Raw genomic sequence first — 23,233 nt, 5'->3', positions numbered from 1 at the left:
GAAAAAATACCGTGCAAGTTATCTCATCGGCACCGCTCTCTTACAGCCAACAAGCCCTTTGGTTTATTTACCGTGAGGAGCCAAAAAGCACGGCTTACAATATGGCTTTGCCGCTTCAGTTTGCCGGGGAGGTTGACGGTCAACTATTGCAGCAGGCGGTACAGCGCTTAGTTGAACGCCATCCGATGCTGCGCAGACGTTTTTCCGAGTTGGACGGTGTATCGTACCAGCAGGTCGTCACTGGTATGAATTGCCATTGGCTGTACGTTGACGCAGGGGGATGGACGGAATTCACACTGATGGCGGAGCTGTATCGCCACTCACAACAACCATTCGCCCTGGAAGAAAGCGTATTCCGCGCCACGTTGTTCCAAGGAGCAAAAACGGGAACCGTATTGCTGCTTAATCTTCACCATATCGCCGGCGATGCGGCCTCCCTGGCTATTCTAGGTAAAGAATTACTGGCTTTTTGTACGGCGGAAAACCTACCGTCAACAGCCACGGATTACAGCCATTACGTCCAATGGGAAGCTGAACTGCTCAATAGCAAAAAAGGCCAACGCATGGCGGCCTACTGGCAACAACAGCTGGCGGGGGACGTGCCGGTTTTGCAACTTCCCACCGATTATCCTCGCCCAGCGCTACAGACTTTCAACGGTGCCTCGGTGCGTGTTGAACTGCCGGAACACTTGACATCAGCCATCAAAAACCTCGCCAAAGCCCACAAAACAACCTTGTTTACAGTGCTGTTTAGCGCCTATCAAGTCCTGTTGCAGCGCTATTCCGGGCAGGAGGACATTTGGATCGGCATACCGACCTCGACTCCGCGCAACCAACCGGAATTCACCGAGATGGTCGGCTATTTGGTCAATCCGATGATCATGCGCGGCGATTTTTCAAAAAATGTCAGCTTCAGCCGCCTTTTACAGCTGAACAGCCGGCAAATGCTGACCGGACTTTATCACCAGCCGTATCCGTTCACACAATTGATAGGGCAGCTGCAACCGCAACGCAACCCGGCTTACCCGCCTTTGGTCCAGACACTGTTTGCCCTGGAGCGGGACGACCTGATTCCCAAGCAATTTTCAGCCAACGGCCTACTGGCCCGAAGCCTTGAACTCGCGCAAATGGAAGGGCAGCTCGATTTGGCCCTGACTTTTTCCGATAGCAATGACGGCAAGACCTTGACCGCCGTATGGGACTACAACCGCGACCTGTTTACAGAAGCCAGCGTTGCCCGGATGGCGGAGCATCTGCACTGCCTATTGCAAAGCGCGGTCGATGATGCAGAGCAAGACATCGCGAAGCTGCCGCTTCTGACCGCTGCAGAAGAGGCTCAGCTAAAGCAATGGAACCCAACGGAAACGGAATATCCAAAAGACCAAACGGTTGTTGATTTGTTTGAGCGGCAAGTGGCAACAACGCCCGACAACCTGGCCGTGATCTTTGAAGACCAGTCATTAAGCTATCGCCAGCTCAACGACAAAGCCAACCAGCTGGCGCATCACCTGCTCAGCCTGAAAACAAACGCGGGGACAGCATTATTCGCCGCTAATCCGCTGATCGCGATTGCGGTCGAACGCTCACTGGACATGGTCATCGGCGTATTGGCCATTTTTAAAATCGGCGGGGCTTATCTACCGATAGACCCGGATTATCCAAGCGCCCGCATTCTGGCTATGCTGGACGACAGTGCAACGCCGCTATTACTGACGACAAGCCACACCCAAAGCCGATTACCGTTGGCCGACAGCCAACATAATTATGTAGTGCTGTGCCTGGACGAACTCGATGTCGCGAGCCAGCCCACTGACAACCCGGCCGGAAGATTCGGGCCGGAAGATTTGGCTTATGTGATTTATACCTCGGGCTCGACCGGTAATCCCAAAGGCGTCATGATTGGGCACCAGGCCTTGACCTTGCATAGCCAGGCCATGTTGCAACACTATGGACTCACTGAAAATGACCGGGTCCTGCAATTTGCCTCGCTGAGCTTTGACACCTCACTGGAGCAGCTGTTAGTCGCTTGGCTGAGCGGTGCCTGTTCGGTGCTGCTCAGCAGCAATTTAATGCCGGCACCGGACTTAGTGGCCTTACTGAAAAAACACGCCGTCACCGTAGCCGACTTACCGCCAGCTTATTGGCAGCAACTGCTGGACATCGCCACGCTTGCCGATGACTTGACCCACTTGCGAATGCTTATTTTAGGCGGGGAAGCACTGCCGTTCAGCGTGGCACAGCAAACCCGCAAGCGCTTTCCGGCATTGACCTGTTTCAATGCCTACGGTCCCACGGAAGCGACAATCACGCCTTGTCTTTACCGCTTGCCGCTGACTTTAACCGACACTACAAATTACATTGCCATTGGCAAGCCGCGCGCGAACACGCGCATTTATATCCTGAATGGCCAACTTCAGCCCCAACCGTTAGGTATCGCCGGCGAGCTGTGCATAGCCGGGGCAGGCCTTGCGCGCGGCTACCTGAACCAGCCCGAACTGAGTGCCGAAAAATTCATCGACGTCGACCTGTTCGGCAAAACAGAACGGATTTACAAAACCGGCGACTTGGCAAGATGGCTGCCCGACGGCAATCTTGAATTCCTGGGCCGCATCGACCGGCAAATCAAACTGCGCGGCTTTCGCATCGAATTGGGTGAAATCGAGGCGGTGCTTTGCCAATATCCAGAGGTCAAGGAAGCCGTGGCGAACCTGTACGAGGCCGATGGCGACAAACGCATCGTCGCCTACCTGACCACGACTCAGGACCACTTCAACCCCGATGACTTACGAACCTGGCTAAAGGCCCGGCTGCCCGACTGCATGGTGCCCAGCCATGTGATGCACCTGGACAGCCTGCCGCTGACGCCGAACGGCAAGATCGACCGCAACGCCTTGCCCGCGCCCGAAGCCCAGCAAACGGCGAGCTTTAGCCCGCCTGTCACGCCCTCCGAAGACTTGTTGGTGGCGTTATGGGCCGGTGTTCTCAAACGCGACGCCATCGGCCGCCACGACAATTTCTTTGAACTGGGCGGACATTCCTTGTTGGCGACCCAACTGATTGCCCGCATCCGGGAAAGCTTCCTGGTCGAACTGCCGATCCGGACGGTGTTCGAACACCCGCAGCTGTCGGACCTGGCGGCGGCCATTGACGCGGCCGCAGGCAATATTCGCCTGCCTGCTATTGAGCCGCAGGCCAAAAGTGAATCTAAGATATTGTCTTTTGCCCAGCAACGGCTGTGGTTCCTGAACCAGTTCGAAGACAACCATAGCGCGACCTATAACATGCCGCTCGCCTTGCGTTTATCAGGGCAGTTGAATGTGGACGCTTTGCAGCAGAGCCTGCAATGGCTGCTGGAACGTCACGCCGGCCTGCGCAGCTGTTTTCCGAATCAATCAGGACAAGCGCAACTGCAGATCCGGGCCATTGACGCGATCGACGCCTTGCAAAGCCATGATTTACGCCAGCTGCCAGCTGATGCACAAGCCCAAGAAGTCCAACGCCTGGCTAATGCGCACGCCATTACGCCGTTCGATTTAGGGCAGGGGCCGTTATTCAAGGCCGACCTGCTACAGCTTGACGACAGCGAGGCGGTGCTGCTGCTGAACATGCACCACATCATCAGCGACGGCTGGTCGATGGGCGTGTTCATGCGCGACTGGCAACACGCCTATACCGCTTTTGCGAGTGGCGCCGAGCCCAGCTTGCCGTCACTGCCGATCCAATACAGCGACTATGCGGCCTGGCAACGGCAGTGGTTGCAGGGCGACGTGCTACACCGGCAAATCGCTTACTGGACCGGGCAGCTTAACGGCCTGCCCGAATTGCTGGAGTTGCCCACCGACAAACCGCGGCCGCCGCAGCAAAGTTACCAAGGCGCGCATGTTGCCCATAACCTGTCGGCAACCCTGAGCCAAGCCGTCACCCGGTTGAGTCGGCAACAAGGCGTGACCGTGTTCATGACCTTATTGGCGGCCTTTAACGTGCTGCTGTCGCGCTATAGCCGCCAGCAAGACATTGCGGTCGGCAGTCCGATCGCCAACCGCACCCACCGCCACAGCGAAGAGCTCGTCGGCTTTTTTGTCAACACCTTGGTCTTGCGCAGTCACGTTGAGCCGCAACACAGTTTCGTTGAGCTGTTGCAAGCTACCCGCCAGACCTGCCTGGACGCCTACGCGCACCAGGACATCCCGTTTGAAATGCTGGTCGAGAAACTGCAGCCCAGCCGCAGCCTGAGCTATAGCCCGCTGTTTCAGGTTATGTTTGTGCTACAGAATAACGACATGGCTGAATGGGCTTTGCCCGGTTTGGAGATTACCAGCCTAGGGACAGAGTATCCCATCGCCAAATTCGACTTGTCCTTACACATTGAGGAACAGGACGGACAACGGCATTGCTACTGGGAATACGCGACCGACCTGTTTACGGGCGAAACCATAAAACGCATGGCGGCACAGTTTGAAGTATTGCTCCAGGCCATCGTCGACAACCCGGAGCAGGCTATCGGCAAGCTGCCGCTGCTGACCGAACAGGACATCCGGCACTTGGAGGCCTGGAACGACACCGCGACCGACTATCCGAAAGACCAAACTATTGTCAGCCTGTTTGAACAGCAAGTGGCCGCCACGCCCGAAGCCCAAGCCGTGGTTTTTGATGGGCAGTCGTTAAGTTACCGCCAGCTTAATGAAAAAGCCAACCAACTGGCGCACCACCTGCTCAGCCTGAAAACGGAAACAGGGGCAGCGTTACTGGGCGCTAACCCGCTGATCGCGATTGCGCTCGAACGCTCACTGGACCTGATCGTCGGCCTGCTGGCCATCCTCAAGGCCGGTGGGGCCTATGTGCCGATCGACCCCGATTACCCGGTCATCCGTATTCGCCATATGCTGGAAGACAGCCAGGCCTCGCTGTTGCTGAGCCAAAGCCGTATAAAAGCCCAATTGTCATTGGCCGAGTTGAAACAGGGCTGCGAAGTGCTGTGCTTGGACGAACGGGATATCAGCGGTCAGCCTACGGAAAACCCGGCGAGAAGATCCGGGCCGGAGGATTTAGCTTATGTGATTTATACCTCGGGTTCGACCGGAACGCCGAAAGGGGTCTGCATAGCCCATACGGCCGTAGTCCATTTAGTTAAAAATACCAACTATATTCAACTCCATGCCGAGGATTGCATGGCGCAGGCATCGAATGTTTCATTCGATGCGGCCACCTTTGAAATTTGGGGGAGCTTATTAAACGGCGCCCAATTGGTCAGCATCCCCAAAGACATGCTGCTGTCGCCGCAGCAATTGACAGCGCATTTGCAAAGCCACCGCATCAACATATTCTTTGTAACCACCGCATTATTCAACCAGATCGCACAAACCCAGCCCGACTGTTTTGGAACTTTAAAATACCTGCTTTTTGGCGGAGAACAGGCGGATCCTCATGCAGTCAATACCCTTTTAAACAGTCATCCCCCCGAACAGCTGCTGAATCTCTATGGACCCACCGAAACGACAACGTTTGCATCCTGGTACGTGGCCCCTAGCGGGCAACAAGCGGAGAACCTCAACACCATTCCGATCGGCAGGCCGATTGGCAACACCCGGATATTTATCCTGGATCAGCAACATCAGCCGCAACCGCCCGCTATTCCGGGTGAACTGTGCATTGCCGGTGCCGGGCTTGCGCGCGGCTATTTGAACCGGCCCGAACTGACGGCCGAGAAATTCATCGAGGTCGAACTGTTCGGCAAAACCGAACGGATTTATAAAACCGGTGACTTGGCAAGATGGCGGCCCGACGGCAACCTTGAATTTCTGGGCCGGATCGACCAGCAAATCAAACTGCGCGGTTTTCGCATCGAATTGGGCGAAATCGAGGCGGTGCTTTGCCAACACCCTGAGATTAAGGAAGCCGTGGCTAACCTCTACGACGGCGATGGCGATAAACGCATTGTCGCTTACCTGACCTCAGATAATGGTGGCTTTAACCCCGATGACTTACGAACCTGGTTGAAAACCCGGTTGCCCGAGTACATGGTGCCCAGCCATTTTCTGTGTCTGGACAGCCTGCCGCTGACGCCCAACGGCAAAATCGACCGCAAAGCTTTGCCTAAGCCCGACTTGTCCATTCAGGGCGAACAACAACTGCCTCATACCGAAACGGAGCAATTGCTGTGCAGCCTGTGGTCGCAAGTGTTGCGCCTCGACGTAACGACAATAAGCGCCAATTTCTTTGCAGTTGGCGGACATTCCCTGTTGGCGACCCAACTGGTTTCCCGTATTCGCGAGAGCTTTGACATTGAAATGCCGTTGCGGACTGTTTTTGAATATCCCATTCTCCGGGAACAGGCGGAATGGCTGGACAGGCAGCAACGCGGTTCGGAACTGCCCGTCATAATGCCTTTGGCGGAAGGCGAACCTTTGGCATTGTCTTTTGCACAGCAACGCTTGTGGTTCCTGGCGCAATTGGCAGGACAAAGCGGAACCTATAACATGCCGGCCGCATTGCGGCTGGAAGGCCAGCTCAATAAAGAGGCGCTACAAAGCGCCTTGATCGCGTTGATTCAGCGCCACGAAACCCTGCGTGTCTGTTTTTCGATGCTTGACGGAAAGCCAAGCGTACAATTGATCGAGGCTTATAACCCTCTGACCGTCACTGACCTTGGCGGCTTAGCGGATGCCGAACAAAAAAGCCAAATTGCCGAATGGGTTGACCGTCACGCCAATGCTCCCTTCGATCTGAGTACCGGCCCCCTCTTCAAGGCGCAACTGCTTAGACTTGGCGGGGAACAACATATCCTGCTGTTCAACATGCACCATATTATCAGTGACGGCTGGTCGACAGGCGTGATGATTCGGGATTGGTGCCGGTTATACGAAGCGTATGTCCAAAATCGTGAACCGCAACTGGCCGAACTGGCTATCCAATACGCCGACTACGCGGCTTGGCAAAGAAATTGGCTGCAAGGCGACGTTCTGGAACGGCAACTGGATTACTGGACAGACAAGCTGGCCGGGGCACCGGAATTATTGGAGCTGCCTGCGGACAACCAGCGCCCCGCCGTGATGAGCTACCGGGGCAAGCATCTGCAAAGCACATTGAATCCAGCGCTCACGCAGGAAATCAAACAGTTGAGCCGGAAACAAGGCGTGACCGACTTCATGGCCTTATTGGCGGTTTTCACGGTTTTGCTGTCCCGCTACAGCGGACAAACGGATATTGTGGTTGGCTGTCCGATTGCCAATCGCACCCAAAGCCAAACCGAGGATTTAATCGGCTTTTTCGTCAATACGCTGGCATTGCGCATGCAAATCGATGCCGAGCAGACTTTTGCCGAATTGCTAAAACAGGTCAGAAAAACCGCGCTTGAAGCCTACAGCCATCAGGATATTCCGTTTGAAGCCCTGGTTGAAAAAATCAATCCTTCCCGCAGCCTGAGCCATTCCCCGCTGTTTCAAGTGATGTTCGTCCTGCAAAACGCGCCGGAAGAAGCGCCGGAACTGAGCAATTTGAACATAACGCCGATTGAATCCGATCATGCGACGTCTAAATTCGATTTGACCTTGAGTGTCGATGAGCGTGATGGAGCATTTGTTTGCAATTGGGAATACAACACGGATCTGTTCTTCCCGGAAACCATCGTCCTGATGACCGAACGTTTTCAGGTCTTGCTGGAGGGGATTGTTGCCGGGCCGGAACAATCGATAGCTGATCTGCCATTGCTGACGCTTGCCGAACAACAATTATTGCAAGCCTGGAACCGGACGGAAATCGAATATCCCAAAGACCGGACGATTATCGATTTATTCCAGACCCAGGCCGGGAAAACGCCCGACGCTATCGCGGTGGTTTTTGAGGACCTGCAGTTGACCTACCGCCAGCTGAACCGACAGGCCAATCAACTCGCGCATTATCTGCTCGACCTTAAAACCGGCAACTGCCTGGTCGGTATTTGCATGGAACGTTCGCTGGAGATGATCGTCGGCTTGTTGGCGATAGTGAAGGCAGGCGCCGCTTATGTGCCGCTGGACCCGGATTACCCGGTGCAACGCCTGCAATTCATATTGGAAGATGCCGCCGTGCCGGTATTGCTGACCCAAAGCCACTTGCTGGAAAAATTACCCGTATCGAATGCCAAAGTAGTTTGCATGGATAAGGAGAAGGAGGCGATTGCGAACTGCTCCGTGGAAAATCCGGCACAACAAAGCGGTCCGGATGATTTGGCCTATGTGATTTATACCTCCGGCTCGACCGGAAAACCCAAGGGTTGCCAACTGACTCAAGCCAACGTGACGCGGCTGTTTACCGCAACCGATGACTGGTATCGATTCAACGAGCAGGACGTTTGGACACTATTCCACTCTTACGCGTTCGATTTCTCGGTATGGGAAATCTGGGGCGCATTATTCTATGGCGGCAAACTGGTTGTGGTGCCGTACCTCACCAGCCGTAATCCCGCGCTTTTTTATCAATTGCTGATAGAGCAGGGCGTCACGGTACTTAACCAAACGCCGTCGGCATTTAAACAATTGCAGGATGTCGATAACCGGCCGGATAAACTCAATTTGCGCTTTGTGATATTCGGCGGCGAGGCGCTGGATTTTGCCGCGCTGCAACCGTGGTTTTCCCGTCATGGCGACAGCCGGCCGCAGTTGGTCAATATGTACGGCATTACCGAAACGACGGTTCATGTCACCTATTATCCGGTGGCAGGCGGGGACAATCACGGCAAGAGCATCATCGGCAAACCTATTCCCGATTTGCAGGTATGGGTGGTTGACGCTCGCAACAACCTCCTTCCGATCGGCGTGCCCGGCGAAATGCTGGTCGGCGGCGCGGGCGTGGCGCGCGGCTACCTGAACCGTCCCGAGCTAACGGCTGAACGATTCATCGACATCGAACTGTTCGGACAACGTCAACGCGTTTATAAAAGCGGCGATTTGGCGCGCTGGCTCCCCGACGGCAACATCGAATACCTGGGCCGCATAGACAATCAAGTTAAAATTCGCGGTTTCCGGATTGAATTGGGCGAAATAGAAGCCTGCCTGACCGCCAATCCCGCCGTTAAAGAAGCGGTGGTCCTGGCATCCGGGGAAGGCGAGGCAAAAGCCTTGGTGGCCTACGTTACGGCAAATTCGGTCTTGAAAGTGGAAGAACTCCGGGCGACCCTCAATGCTATGTTGCCCGCTTATATGGTTCCTGCGTATTTTGTGCAGTTGGATGCGCTGCCGCTGTTGCCGAACGGTAAAATAAATCGCAAAAATCTGGTCGGTCTAAAACCCATTGAGTCGTTAAGAGAATTTCGTCCGCCGCAAAATGAGCTGGAATCGGAATTGTTGTCGATTTGGCAAAACCACCTTGAAACGGAAGACATCAGCACAAACGCGAATTTCTTTGAAGTCGGCGGCAATTCGTTGTCCTTGGTCAGGGTGCATTGGGAAATCGAAAAGAACTATCCGCAAACAACACTGATGGATTTATTTGCGCATCCGAATATCGCGGAGTTGGCGCTGTTTCTTGCGGGAGGGGAAAAGACAAGGATAGCAATAGAAACCCTGCCGTTGGATAAAAAATACTTCTCGGCAGGGGATGGCGGCCTATTGGAATATAGTCTGGACGAGGAACTGGCCGCGCGGTTAAACGGGCTGGGAAATCGGGATGTACAGGACATACAGGACATACTCAGGGCCTCGTTCGGCTATCTTCTGTTTGAAATCAGCGATCAAAAGAGAGTTCCGTATTATGCCGCGTTGAATGAACAACAAATCATTGCCCTGCGCCATGATTTTGAGACGATTGATTCGATCAAAGAACTGTTGCAGGAATCGCGGAGCCAGTTTCTGAACCCGGAGGCAATACATCCGCTTGACAGCTTTTTAAAAACGGGGGCGAATCCGGGTTCCAGCGAGGTCTTGTCCGTTTATTCCGATGCCGTAAACGGCGATTTCGATAATGCGGACTTGCATTGGCATACCGATACAAGCAACGGCACGCTGAACATCGCTTTCAGGTTCAGCTCGCGGATGGACAGGGAAGAAATGAAATTGTTGCCCGGGCTTTACGTGTCAATTCTGGAAGAAATAGTAAAAGAAGCGTAAGGATGTAACAAGAAATAAAACATCACGAATGACATCGTTCCCACGCTCAGGCGGTACGGAACGCTGGAGCGTCTCTAACTGAATTGCGCTGGTTCCCAAGCTCCTGCTTGGGAACCCAGTTAGCGAAGCTCCAGCTTCGCGAGTCGGGAAGCTGGAGCTTCCAAGACTGCATTCCCAAGCTGAGCTTGGGAACGAGCGAATTCGTGTCCTATTGAGAATATGCTGAATAGTTACTAAAAAACAAGTTATAAACAATTGTGCTGCACCAGCACCCGGATAAAAAAAGCGTAAGCGCATCATTACCAAGAATCAGCAAATCATGAAAAAAATTCTCACGATACCAAAGCAAGCGAACGTCAACATTAAGGAAAGCTCGACAAAGGATATAGCCATTATTGGTATCAGCCTGAAACTTGCCGATTATGAGGATACGGAAAATTTCTGGGAAGACTTGGTTTCCGCCAAGGATCGAATCCGTTCCATTCCCGAGCAGCGAAAAAAAGACGCGGACGACATCCTGCGTTTCATGGGCCAGGATCCGGAGCAGCTGCGCTACCGGGAAATAGCCTATCTGGACAGAGTGGACGAGTTCGACTACCGTTTCTTTCACCTGTCGCCGAAAGAAGCCGAAATAATGTCGCCCAATCAGCGGCTTTTCATGCAAACCGCATGGAAAGCACTGGAAGATGCCGGGTACGGCGGCATGAAACTCAAAGGAGCCAAGGTCGGCGTATTCATGGGCATGAGTTCCGCCCACGAATACGGCGAACTGGCCGGCCAAATTTACCGGGATGACAGCGAACAAATTTTCCTGAGCAACGTTCCTTCCAACACCGCGACCCGGCTTTCTTTTGTGCTGGATTGGCGGGGCCCCGCACTGATGGTGGATACCGCCTGCTCGTCATCCCTGACAGCGGTCCATCTGGCCTGTCGCTCATTGCGTGCGAATGAATGCAAGCTAGCCTTGGTCGGAACGGTAAAAACGGCGATTTTGCCGGTGGCTCTCGAGAAAGTGGAAATTGAATCCTCGGACGGACGGACCCGGACATTTGATAACGCCTCGGACGGCACAGGCGGCGGCGAAGGCGTCATTGCGGTGCTGCTGAAGCCGCTTAATCAAGCTTTGAAGGATGAAGACTCCATTTACGCGGTCATCAAGGGGAGCGCGCTCAATCAAGACGGCACCGCTGCCGGCATGACAGTGCCCAATGCCGACGCCCAGGCGGAATTAATCGACCAGGCCTGGAAAGATGCCGGCATAGACCCGCGAACCCTACGCTTCATAGAAGCGCACGGCACAGGCACCAAGTTGGGCGATCCTATTGAAATAGACGGCATTAACAAGGCCTTTGTCAAGTACACCGACGACAAACACTTCTGCGCGGTCGGTTCGGTGAAGACAAATTTCGGACATTTGGATCATGCGGCAGGCCTGATCGGTCTGGTAAAGGCGGCGTTAAGCCTGCAAAAGAAAAAAATCCCGCCGCTGGCGCATTTCAAGAAAGCCAATAGCAAGATTCCTTTTGAAAACTCGCCGGTATTTCCGGCCGACCGGCTGATCGATTTGAGCGAGGCTGAGCAGCCGCTGCTTTGCGGCGTCAGCGCTTTCGGCTTAAGCGGCGTCAATTGCCATGTCGTGATGGAAGAAGCGCCCGCGCCAAAGCAAGCCCATGTTCCTCCCAAGGTGTTCCACCGCTTCGAAAAAAAACGCTGCTGGCTAAAAGTACCTGCGGCTCCTTATGCAACGAATCGGGACGCGGTATTCATCAAGCAAGCGCTGGTCGAAACTCCCGGACAAGTTATTTACGAAATCGGTATGGATAGCGGCGAGGATTGGCTGCTGAATGAACATAAAGCGGGGGGGCAAACTTGTCTGGTCGGAGCCGCCTATTTTCAGCTGCTCTCGGAAATCGCCAAAAAACAGGGTTACAAATCGCCGTTGGAAGTAAATGAGCTGTTCTGGGAAAACCTTCTGGCTATCAGCCCGGAAGAAATACGGACATCCCCGGACAAACTGATCGCGACGTTGAAAGCGTCCTCGAATGGACATGCGGTTTCGATACTCCGGAAGCAAACCACAGGCGCTTGGATGCAGTATGCCACTGCGGAAATAAAAACCGCGCCCGAACAGGCTCCGACACGTCTCGACATAGAACAAATAAAAGCACGATGCGAGGCAATAAAACTTTCTGAAAATGGTTTTGGCAACGGCAATCACGGTCTGGTCGAAGTGGGCAGGCGCTGGGATTGCCTGGAAAAAATCTGGAAAAACGATAACGAACGCCTGACCCTTTTAAAATTAAAGGATGAATTCAAGGCGGACTTGAACCGCTTTGAATTCCACCCACCCTTGCTGGACGCGGCCTTGAGTTCCGGTCTGACGGAACCGGGCTTCCTGCCTATAATGAGTGGAAGCGCAAAATTATATCGCCCCATCAGCGGGGAAATTTACAGCTATGTCAAAGGCAAAAGCGAGTCGAAAGAAATACAAAAGTACGATGTCGTTTTAGCCGATGCCGATGGACAAATAAGCGCCGAGTTTCATGGGCTTACGTTCAAACGGGTTCAAAACGAATGCCAACTGTTGAGCGCGGTTTGGCTTCCCAAGCAACAACAGTATTCCCAAACACCGGGAGAAGTTTGCGTGCTGGGGCATTTCCAGCCATTGCAGGGCATCCAGGCCTTTGACATTCCACGTTCGGAAGATGAGCGTCTGGCCCTGATCCAGACCCTGGAAAAGCAACAGATTGGCAAAATAATCTACTCACCTTCGCTGCCGGATCGCGACTGCGCTTCTCTGGAGGAGCTGGAAACAAGGCTGGACCTGGGCGTAATTAACCTGTTCCGCCTGGTCAAAACCTTGATTAAACATGACGGCACACGGCCGCTGGAAATCCTGGTCATCGGCAAAAACACTTACGCGGTAACCAACAGCGAGGCACATTTAAACCCAGAGAATGCGGCGCTGTCAGGACTGGCAAAAGTCATACATTGTGAGTACGACAATATCGCCTGCAAATTTCTCGACCTGGATGATGTCACCACCGGAGAACAGGTTTTAGCCGAGTTGACCGGATTCGACAGCCCGGCTCGCTCCGCTGCTTACCGCAACGGCATACGCTACGAGCAGGATTTCCAGGCCATTCAAAGTTCGGGAACAGCTATTGAAATAAAAGAGGAAGGCGTTTACCTGATCACCGGCGGATTAGGCGGAATGGGGATGGAATTCGCAAAAGACCTGGCTGCCAAAAAACGCGTGAAATTGGCGCTGATCGGACGCTCCGGCTTGCCGCCCCGCGAGGAATGGGCAGCAACGCAGGACGGCAAAGTTGCCGAAAAAATCAATGCGATCCTGGCAATGGAGGCAAGCGGTTCAACCGTGCTGGTCATTGCCGCCGATGTGTCAGACCCGGTGCAAATGGAACAGGCAATCAACGAAACGCGTGAAAAGCTCGGCAACATAGACGGCGTGCTGCATTGCGCCGGAATCGCCGGCGATGGCTATTTGTTCAGAAAAGAAGAGGAGACTTTTACCAACGTACTGCGTCCGAAAATACAAGGAACCTGGCTTCTGGACCGGTTGACCCGTGAAGACAGTCCCGACTTTTTTATTCTTTGCTCGGCCCTGTCCGCAGTGACCGGCTCCGCCGGTCAGGGCGATTACATTGCGGCGAACGCCTATCAGGACGCCTTTGCGGCCTTTCGTAACAAACAAGGCCTAAGAACACTCTCCATTAATTGGCCCGCCTGGAAAGAAACAGGCATGGCCTTCGACTGGCAAGCCAATCAAAGCCAGTACGCGCTTACAACCAAAGAAGCAATCGATCTGCTGCACAAGCTGTTTGCTTATGAAGGGAGTCAGGCGGTCATTGTTCCTCCCGGCTTTAGCCTTCAAGATGCTTTCCAATCGTCAAAGATGGGGGAACGCACAGAAACACAAGCGAATGTGCAGGAACAGCCCGCAACGGTCATTCTTTCCGGCAGGGACGATGGCAACTACAGCCCTGTGGAAATAGCGGTGGCTCAAGCCTGGGCAGAGGTTCTGGGCTATGACGAGATCAACGTGCTGGACGATTATTACAGTCTGGGCGGCGATTCAATCGATGCCAATAAAATAAGCAATATGGTTGCGAAAAAACTCGGCACAAAAATTTCCATGGAGGTTATTTTCAGTCATCCGACCATCGAAAAATACGCGGCCTTTATTGCAAAGAAAAGCCGGGAGAGCGAATCCCGCAACGCTATTGAAGTCGTTGAAAAACAGCTTTACTACCCCGCATCCGCGGCTCAACGTCGATTGTACATTCTCTGGGAGCTGTCGAAGCAGAGTCTCGGCTACAATCTGCCGAGTATCCTGTTTATCGAAAACAGCATCGAAAACAAAGTGGATGTCGGACAACTGGCCCGCGCTTTCGACAAGCTGATAGCCCGGCACGAATCCTTGCGCGTTTCGTTTGAGATGAAAGACGGACAGCTTGTGCAGCTTATTGCCGATCACGTGGATTTCAAACTGTCCGAAATAGCGCTGAAAAAATCGGAGCTGGACACCTACGGCAGAAAATTTTCCCGGCCTTTCGATCTTGCCGAAGCCCCGCTGCTCAGGGCCGAAGTTGCAACGCTTGATACCGGCGAGCAGGTACTGCTGTTCGATGTTCACCATATCGTGGCCGATGCGTTTTCGTTGCAAATTATTTTTCAGGAATTGAATGCCTTTTACAAAAACGAAAATCTTCCCGAACTGAAAATACAGTACAAGGATTTTGCCCGCTGGCAGAATGCGCATTTTGAATCGGAAGCCTTTAAAGTCCATCAGGATTATTGGCTCAAGCAATTTGAACAAGACATTCCGGTGCTGGATTTTCCGTATGATTTCCAAAGACCTCCGGTAATCACCTATGAAGGGGCAGTGCTGACGTTCAGCGTTGATGAAGACCTGCTGGCAAAGGTCCGCAACTTTTCCGCAAAAAATGAAACCACGCCTTTCATGGTGTTCCTCAGCGCTTTTTACCTGCTGTTTCATAAATACAGCAGGCAGGAGGACATCATCATCGCGATTGCCGATTTGGGCCGGAATGCGCCGGAAGTCAGCGAAACCGTCGGCATGTTCATCAACCATCTGGCTATCCGGGCTTTCCCGAAAGACGATAAAACGCCAACGGAATTCCTGGCCGAGGTAAAAGACCTGATGGTCAACGCCTATGTCCATCAGGAATACCCGTTCGACCAATTAGTCCAGAAATTAAACCTGCCCAGGGACATGAGCCGCGATCCGTTGACCGGCATTACTTTCTCGTATATGAATTTCAAGCAGCCGGAACAGGACGAAAGCGGACTGCAATTCAGGCCTTACGAGGGACAAGTGAAGGCTTCGTCGAAATTCGATATGGCGATTTTCGGCACGGAATTCCCGGACAAAATCGATTTTGCAATCGAATACTATTCCGCTGTTCTCAGCGAATCCACAATGCAACAGTTCGGTGCACGCTTCCTGAAAATCCTCGGCGAGCTGGTCGGGGAAGAAGCGAAGATCATAGCCGACATCGATGTGTTAACGGCGGAGGGGCGGGAAAAAATCCTCGTCGATTTTAACCGGACCGATGCGCCTTATCCGGCCGATCAATGCGTACATGAATTTTTCGAGGCGCAGGCGGAAAAAACGCCGGATGCGATGGCCCTTGTTTTCGGCGGAAAATCGATAAGCTACAGCGAGCTGAACAGCCTCGCCAACCAAACGGCCCGCCATCTGCAAGGTATGGGCGTGGGGCCGGAAGTCTTGGTCGGCGTTTGCATGCAACGCTCCATTGAAATGATCGTCGGCATGTTGGGCATACTCAAGGCCGGTGGGGCTTATTTGCCGCTGGACCCTGAATACCCGGCCGAGCGCTTGGCCTTTATGGTTGAAGACGCGCAAATTTTGGTTTTGTTGACGCAATCACGCCTGACTGAAACATTACCGTCTACGCAAGCGCAAGTTCTGTGCATGGATAGCGCGATTGGCAGCCTCCGGCAACTAAATCCCTCAAATATCCAAAGCGGCGTCAAGCCGGACAATCTGTCCTATGTGATCTATACCTCGGGCTCGACCGGCAAGCCGAAAGGGGTTGCGATCAACCATCTAAATACCGCGGCCTTTATCGCCTGGTCACAAACAGTCTTTTCAGCGGAAGAATTGGCGGGCGTTGCGGCCACGACATCAATCTGCTTTGACCTCTCTGTGTTTGAAATATTCGTACCGCTGAGCGTCGGCGGCAGCATTATCCTGCTTGAGAACGCGTTGCAGTTGCCCGATTTGCCGGCTGACGCGAATGTGACGCTGCTGAACACGGTCCCCTCCGTTATCAATGAATTGGTCAAGTTGAATTTGATACCGGCGTCGGTACAAGTGGTTAACCTTGCCGGAGAAGCGTTAAAAAACGATTTGGTGCAACGCGTCTACCGGTCCGACACCATCAAGAAGGTCTACAACCTGTATGGGCCAACCGAGGACACAACCTATTCGACGTTCGCGTTGATGAAAAAGGGTGACACGGAAGCGCCGCTGATCGGCCGACCTATCGACAACACCCAAGCCTTTATTTTGGATAACAACTGTCGTCCGGTTCCTATCGGCGTGGCAGGGGAACTTTATCTGGGTGGCGCGGGCCTGGCGCGCGGTTATTTGAACCGGCCGGAAATGACGGCCGAACGATTTATCGACAATCCTTTCGGCGAGGCAGGCACACGCCTCTACAAAACCGGCGACTTGGCGCGCTTTTTACTGGACGGCAATATCCAATACCTGGGACGTCTGGACAATCAGGTGAAAATTCGCGGATTCCGGATTGAAATCCCTGAAATCGAAGCCACGCTCGGAAAATACCCGGCTATAGCCGAGAGCGCCGTGCTGGCGCTGGAAAACAGCGACCGGAAAGAAAAGACGCTGGTTGCCTATATCGTTGCGGACAACAACCTTGATTTGGCCGAGCTGCGAAAATTCCTGAATAAATGGCTGCCCAATCATATGGTCCCATCCTCATTCGTCTTGCTGGATGCGATGCCGTTGACCCCGAACGGCAAGATGGATAGATGCGCCCTTGAGGCCATGGGTGGAAATTCCGGCGCGCCGGAAAACCATGCCGTTATGCCGCAAACGGAACTGGAGGGACAGATTGCCGGCCTTTGGAAAAAAATCCTGCAAGTCGAAAAGGTCGGGATTCATGATAACTTCTTTGAAGTCGGCGGGCATTCGCTGTTATTGCTCCAATTGCAACAGGAATTGCAGGCGGTGCTGGGGAAGCGTCCGCCGATAGCGGACCTGTTTCACTATCCGACCATTCACGCCTTTGCCGCGCATCTGAGCGGGGGAACAAAAGCGCCGGAAAGCACTGCGCCATTGACGACTTCTGCAACGAACGACATCGCCGTGATCGGCATGGCCGGACGCTTTCCCGGAGCAAACGACGTGGACAGCTTTTGGAAAAATGTATGCGGCGGCGTCGAGTCCATCTCCTTCTTCTCGGAACAAGAACTGTTGGCGGAAGGCATCGATCCGGCGCTGCTCAATAATCCCGCCTATGTCAAAGCCAATGGAATTCTGGAAGGCATTGAGTTCTTCGATGCGGCCTTTTTCGGTTTTTCGCCAAGAGAAGCCGAAATCATGGACCCGCAACAGCGCTTGTTCATGGAGTGCGCCGCGGCAGCGATTGAGCATGCCGGTTATGACACCGACCGCATAAACAGGCCGGTCGGGGTTTTCGCCGGAGCCGGCATCAACACCTATTACATGGATAACTTGGCCCCCCACCGGGAACTGCTGCAATCGGTTGGCGATTATCAGTTGATGGTCAGCAATCAAAACGATTTCATAACCACCCGGACATCCTACAAACTCAACCTGAAAGGGCCCAGCGTCAATATCCAAACGGCTTGTTCCACATCGCTGGTTGCCGTGCACATGGCCTGTCAAAGCCTGCTGAACGGGGAATGCGACATGGCCCTGGCCGGCGGCGTCTCGATTAAAGCAAACCAGAAGCGCGGCTATCTTTACGAGGACGGGATGATCCTGTCTCCCGACGGTCATTGCCGGGCTTTCGATGCCGGTGCGCGGGGAACGGTTGGCGGCAACGGCGTCGGCATTGTTATGCTGAAAAAACTGGATCGGGCCATTGCCGACAAAGATTGCATTCACGGCGTCATTAAAGGTTCGGCGATCAATAACGACGGTGTTTTGAAAGCGGGATACACCGCTCCGAGCGTGGCAGGCCAGGCTGAAGTGATCGCACGGGCTATGCGCGGGATTGACCCGGAAACCGTCAGCTATGTAGAAACGCACGGCACCGGGACCGCGATGGGGGATCCGATTGAAATCGCGGCCTTGACCCAAGCTTATCAAGCCCATACCCGGAAAAAACAATTTTGCGCGATTGGTTCGGTAAAGACCAATATCGGCCACCTGGATGCGGCGGCAGGCGTAGCGGGACTGATTAAAACCATTCAGGCGCTGAAACATAAATCGTTGCCGCCGAGTCTTCATTTTGAAAAGCCGAATCCTGAAATCGATTTCGCAGGCAGCCCGTTTTATGTCAACAGCAAACAGGCTAAATGGACATCCGAAGGAATGCCGCGCCGGGCTGGCGTCAGTTCCTTCGGTATCGGCGGAACCAATGCCCACGTGGTTTTGGAGGAAGCGCCGGAAGCTCCACCGGCAAGCCATGAGCCGCGCCCACAAGTTCTGCTATTATCGGCGAGAACGGAGTCCGCTCTGGAAAAAGCCACCGCAAACCTTGCCGAACATTTCAGGCAAAATCCCGGCATCGATCTTGCCGATGCGGCTTTCACGCTGAATACCGGGCGAAAAGTCTTTAAGCATCGCCGCATGTTGGTTTGCCGGACCGTGGACGAGGCTGTAAAGACTCTAATGACAGCAAACGGACTGTTAAACCGAAAATGCGAGAGCGACGGACATCCGGTGGTGTTCCTGTTTTCCGGTCAAGGTTCCCAATACGTCAACATGGCATCAGGACTCTATGCAGAGGAGCCCATCTTTCGCGAGCAGGTCGATCTCTGCGCGAACATCCTCACGCCGTTGATGGGGCTCGATATAAGGGAAATACTGTATCCCGATAATGGGGCAACGGAGCAAAAAGCGACGGGACTCGAACAAACGGCGGTCGCGCAGCCGGCCCTGTTTGTTATTGAATACGCCCTGTCGCAATTATGGATGGCCTGGGGCATTCAACCCGTAGCGATGTTGGGTCACAGCATCGGCGAATACGTTGCCGCCTGCCTGGCGGGCGTCTTTTCGCTGGAACAGGCGCTGGAGTTGGTTGCCCTGCGCGGACGCTTAATGCAGTCGCTTCCGGCAGGGGCTATGCTCAGCGTGGTTTTATCGGAACAGCAGATTCAGCCGTATTTAAGCCCGGATATTTCCCTGGCCGCCGTCAACGCCCCGGCCTTATGTGTCGTTTCCGGCCCAACCGAAGCTATAGAGGCTCTGGAAAATCGCCTGGCCGTTCAGGATATTCAATCCATACGCTTGCATACGTCCCACGCTTTTCATTCGGCGATGATGGAGCCTATTCTTCCGGCTTTTGTGGATTGCCTGAAAAAAATGGAACTGAAAGCGCCGCAAAAGCCCTATATCTCCAATTTGAGCGGCGACTGGATCACTGCCGGACAGGCAACCGACCCGAATTACTGGGCTCAGCACTTGCGCTCCGCGGTACGTTTTACCGACGGAATGGAAACCCTGCTGAAAGATCCGGAATCGGTGTTTCTGGAAGTAGGACCGGGGCGGGTGTTAACGACATTGGTCAAGCGTCATTCCCCTTCAACAGGCGAGCCGGAAACCGTTTCCTCCCTCCCTTCGCCAAAAGACCCTGTTGACGATCATCAGGTGGTTCTTGCCGCGCTGGGCAAACTATGGCTCGCAGGGACATCGGTAGACTGGTTTGCTGTCCATGAACCGATGCAGCCTTCCCGCATAGCGATGCCGACCTATCCTTTTGAACGGCAACGCTATTGGATTGACGGGAAAGAAGCGCAGGATGGGAATTCACAGGTTCCCCAAAATAAAAGAGAAAAACTGCCGGATTGGTTTTATCTGCCTTCGTGGAAAATTTTGGCGCCATTGAATATATGGCTGGAGGAGGAACAAATACCGGAACCAGCCAGCTGGCTGTTGTTTGTCGATGATTGCGGCCTTGGCGACTCATTGGCCGAACAACTTGAAAGGCTTGGACAGGCGGTTGTCACAGTCAAGACCGGCAAAGAATGGCGGCAATTATCGGATAATGCCTATGTGCTGAATCCGGAAACAGCGGAAGACTACGAAACCTTGCTGGAGGCGCTGAGCGTAAAACAAAACCTCCCGCAGACCATTGTTCATTTATGGTCGGTCAATCGGGGAAATAATGGCGGCATGGAAGCCGAAATCACCGCACAGGCGCAGACAATGGGCTTTTACAGCTTGCTATTTTTGGCGCAGGCGCTCGGAAAACAGCAGCAATCGCCGCTGGAACTGATTGCCGTCTCCAACAATATGCAGGCCGTTACCGGAGAGGAACTACTGCAACCGGAAAAAGCGACGTTGCTGGGACCCGTTCGAACCATTCCCCAGGAATATCCCAACATTCAATGCCGAAGCGTGGACGTGGCCCTGCCGATCGAAAATACCGAATCGGAACAAAGACTGCTTGAGCAGATGTTAGCGGAAATACTAAGCAAAACGGATGACAGGGCCATAGCTTATCGCGGCAAACATCGCTGGTTGCCGTCTTATGAGCCTGTTCATTTGGAGCAAGCGAAAGCAAAGAAAAGGTCATTGTTAAAACAACAAGGCAACTATCTGATTACCGGCGGTTTGGGAGGCATCGGACTGACGCTGGCGGAATATCTGGGGAAAAACTTCTCCGCCAACCTGATTTTAATCAGCCGCTCGGCTTTTCCCGAGCCAAAAGACTGGACTGAGTGGCTTGAAAGCCACGACGCGGGCGACGAAACAAGTTTGAAAATTCAAGCTTTGCAAACGCTGGAAAACCAGGGGGCTCGACTATGGATCGCCCAGGCCGACGCTGCAAACCTGCAACAAATGCAGGATGTCGTTGCCAAGGCCGATGAACGCTTCGGCCCGATTCACGGCGTCATTCACGCGGCGGGACTTCCCGGCGGCGGCGTCATCCAGCGCAAAACGCCGGAAATTGCCGCATCGATTCTGGCGCCAAAGGTCGACGGGAGTGTGGTTCTGCATACGTTGTTTAAGGATGCGAAGCTGGATTTTGTTCTTCTTTGCTCTTCGCTGAGTGCAATCTTTGAAGCGTTCGGCCAGGTGGATTATTGCGCGGCCAATGCCTTTCTCGATGCTTACGCCAATTATCTTCGCGCGCAGGGAATGCCCGCCATCAGCCTTAACTGGGATCTGTGGCGCGAGGTGGGCATGGCGGTCAAAACAGCAACGCCCGATTCATTGCGGGAGCGGCGGGAGCAAGAGATGAGGATCGGCATTACGCCCGAGGAAGGCCGGGAGGTATTCCGGCTGGTTATGGAATGCGCGCTGACAAGGCTTGTGGTTTCAACGCAAAAGCTGGAGACGCGACTGGAACAGGCCAAGGCAGCCGATTTCATTGTGCCGGAGCCGAACAAAGCGGACAGTGCGATGCGAATGCATTCACGTCCTGAGCTATCAAGTCCTTTAACTCTCCCGCGCTCGAACATTGAGCTTTCGCTGGCTAATATCTGGCAGAAACTTCTGGGGATTGAACCTATTGGAGTCCTGGATGATTTTTTTGAGTTGGGCGGCGATTCGCTGCTGGCAATAGGTTTGATATCGAAGATAAAAGAGAAATTAAACAAAGAGCTTTCCACCGCGAGCCTCTATCAGGCTTCCACCGTCGAAAAACAGGCCATTCTGCTTATGGGGCAGGATGATTCATTGCCGTGGTCGCCGCTGGTTGACATTCAACCGGAAGGATCGAAGCCGCCGCTGTTTTGCGTCCATCCCGCGGGCGGCCATGCGATCTGTTATTACGATCTTTCCCGCTGCCTGGATAAGGATCAGCCTTTTTACGGACTCCAGGCATGCGGACTTGAGGAAGGCCAGGAACCTTATGCCACGGCTGAGGAAATGGCGTCTTTTTACCTTAAAACGATAAAAGAGCATTTCCCGCATGGCCCTTACCGGTTGGCGGGTTGGTCCTTTGGCGGACTGATTGCGTTTGAATTGGCCCAACAGTTTAGGGCGCAATGGGATGAGGTTGCCTTTCTGGCTTTATTCGACACTCAACTGTCGGACACGTTGACAGGGGCTCAGCTTACCGAAGAGGACAGCGCTGAAATTCTGGTCAATGTCATGTCGGAGATGATTCCGGATTTGTCGTTGGAAGAACTGAGGGCATTGGAAGAGGAGGAAGAGCAACTGCATTATGTGATGGATAAGGCCTTGGAGGTAGGGTTCTTTCCCCCCGGCACCGATTTTATGGTGTTCAAGCGTTTATGGGATGTGTTAATAACCAACCGCCGGATCATCCAGACTTATATTCCGAAGAACTACGAGGGGAAAGTCTCCTTTTTTCAGGCCACCGAGCTGGGCAAGGGCTTATATGTTAAAACCAGCGAGGCTTGGAAACAGTTTGTGGGCCAAGGACTCGATCTTCATATCATTCCCGGCAATCACTACAACATGGTCAGCTCTCCGCAAGTTGAAGTCCTTGCCGGGAAACTGACCCAGTGTATGAAGCGTATAAGTGAATCGAGTCCAAATCAACGATGTAAAAAATGAAAATACCCTGTTGACATCGAAAATGTCCCGAAAGCTGGTCACATCGTCCAGATTATAACCGGGTGCATGCGGCATATCGGCTTTAGAGTCGGTTGCAAAAGTGCATCTGGTGAAAACCATTAAGGTAAGTTTCTTACCCTAAAACTTTAACGACTCAACAGCTAAGAAGTTAAAATAATTTCAATGGCATAAGCAAGAAACGAATTTCCGAAAGACCACTATAGTGGAAAGCGGCGTCTAAATTTTGCCAATTTTACAGCAAAAAAGCCTTTGAATTTTCCAGTAGCCACCCACTATCTTGTTGATAGTAGTGCACATGCAATTTTTTTTGATGAAAAACTCAACGCTGATTGGTGGTAAATATTGAAAGCGTGCGACGTGAAGTCACACCAGTTAT

Annotated in this window: 2 protein-coding genes; both read left to right on the top strand. The window is 53.3% G+C overall.

Annotated elements, in window-relative coordinates; genetic code table 11:
• Positions 1 to 11 precede the first annotated feature (11 nt).
• The gene (locus V7051_RS20600) at positions 12 to 10,082 is read left to right on the top strand and encodes a non-ribosomal peptide synthetase (RefSeq protein WP_333878219.1); all 10,071 of its coding nucleotides are present in this window, start codon (positions 12 to 14) and stop codon (positions 10,080 to 10,082) included.
• Positions 10,083 to 10,401: 319 nt separating this feature from the next.
• Positions 10,402 to 22,836 carry a non-ribosomal peptide synthetase/type I polyketide synthase gene (locus V7051_RS20595; RefSeq protein ID WP_333878217.1) on the top strand — a complete coding sequence of 4,145 codons (12,435 nt, stop codon included), beginning with the start codon at positions 10,402 to 10,404 and terminating at the stop codon, positions 22,834 to 22,836.
• The last annotated feature ends 397 nt before the right edge of the window (positions 22,837 to 23,233 follow it).

This window comes from Methylobacter sp. (assembly GCF_036845245.1).
Classification (GTDB): Bacteria; Pseudomonadota; Gammaproteobacteria; order Methylococcales; family Methylomonadaceae; genus Methylobacter_A.
Note: the sequence above shows the minus strand (reverse complement) of the source record. Positions and strands in the feature narration are given on the sequence as shown.

What these genes read in the sequence shown, in the direction of transcription:
- V7051_RS20595 (WP_333878217.1), top strand. Translation starts at nt 10,402, where the DNA reads ATGAAAAAAATTCTCACGATACCAAAGCAAGCGAACGTCAACATTAAG.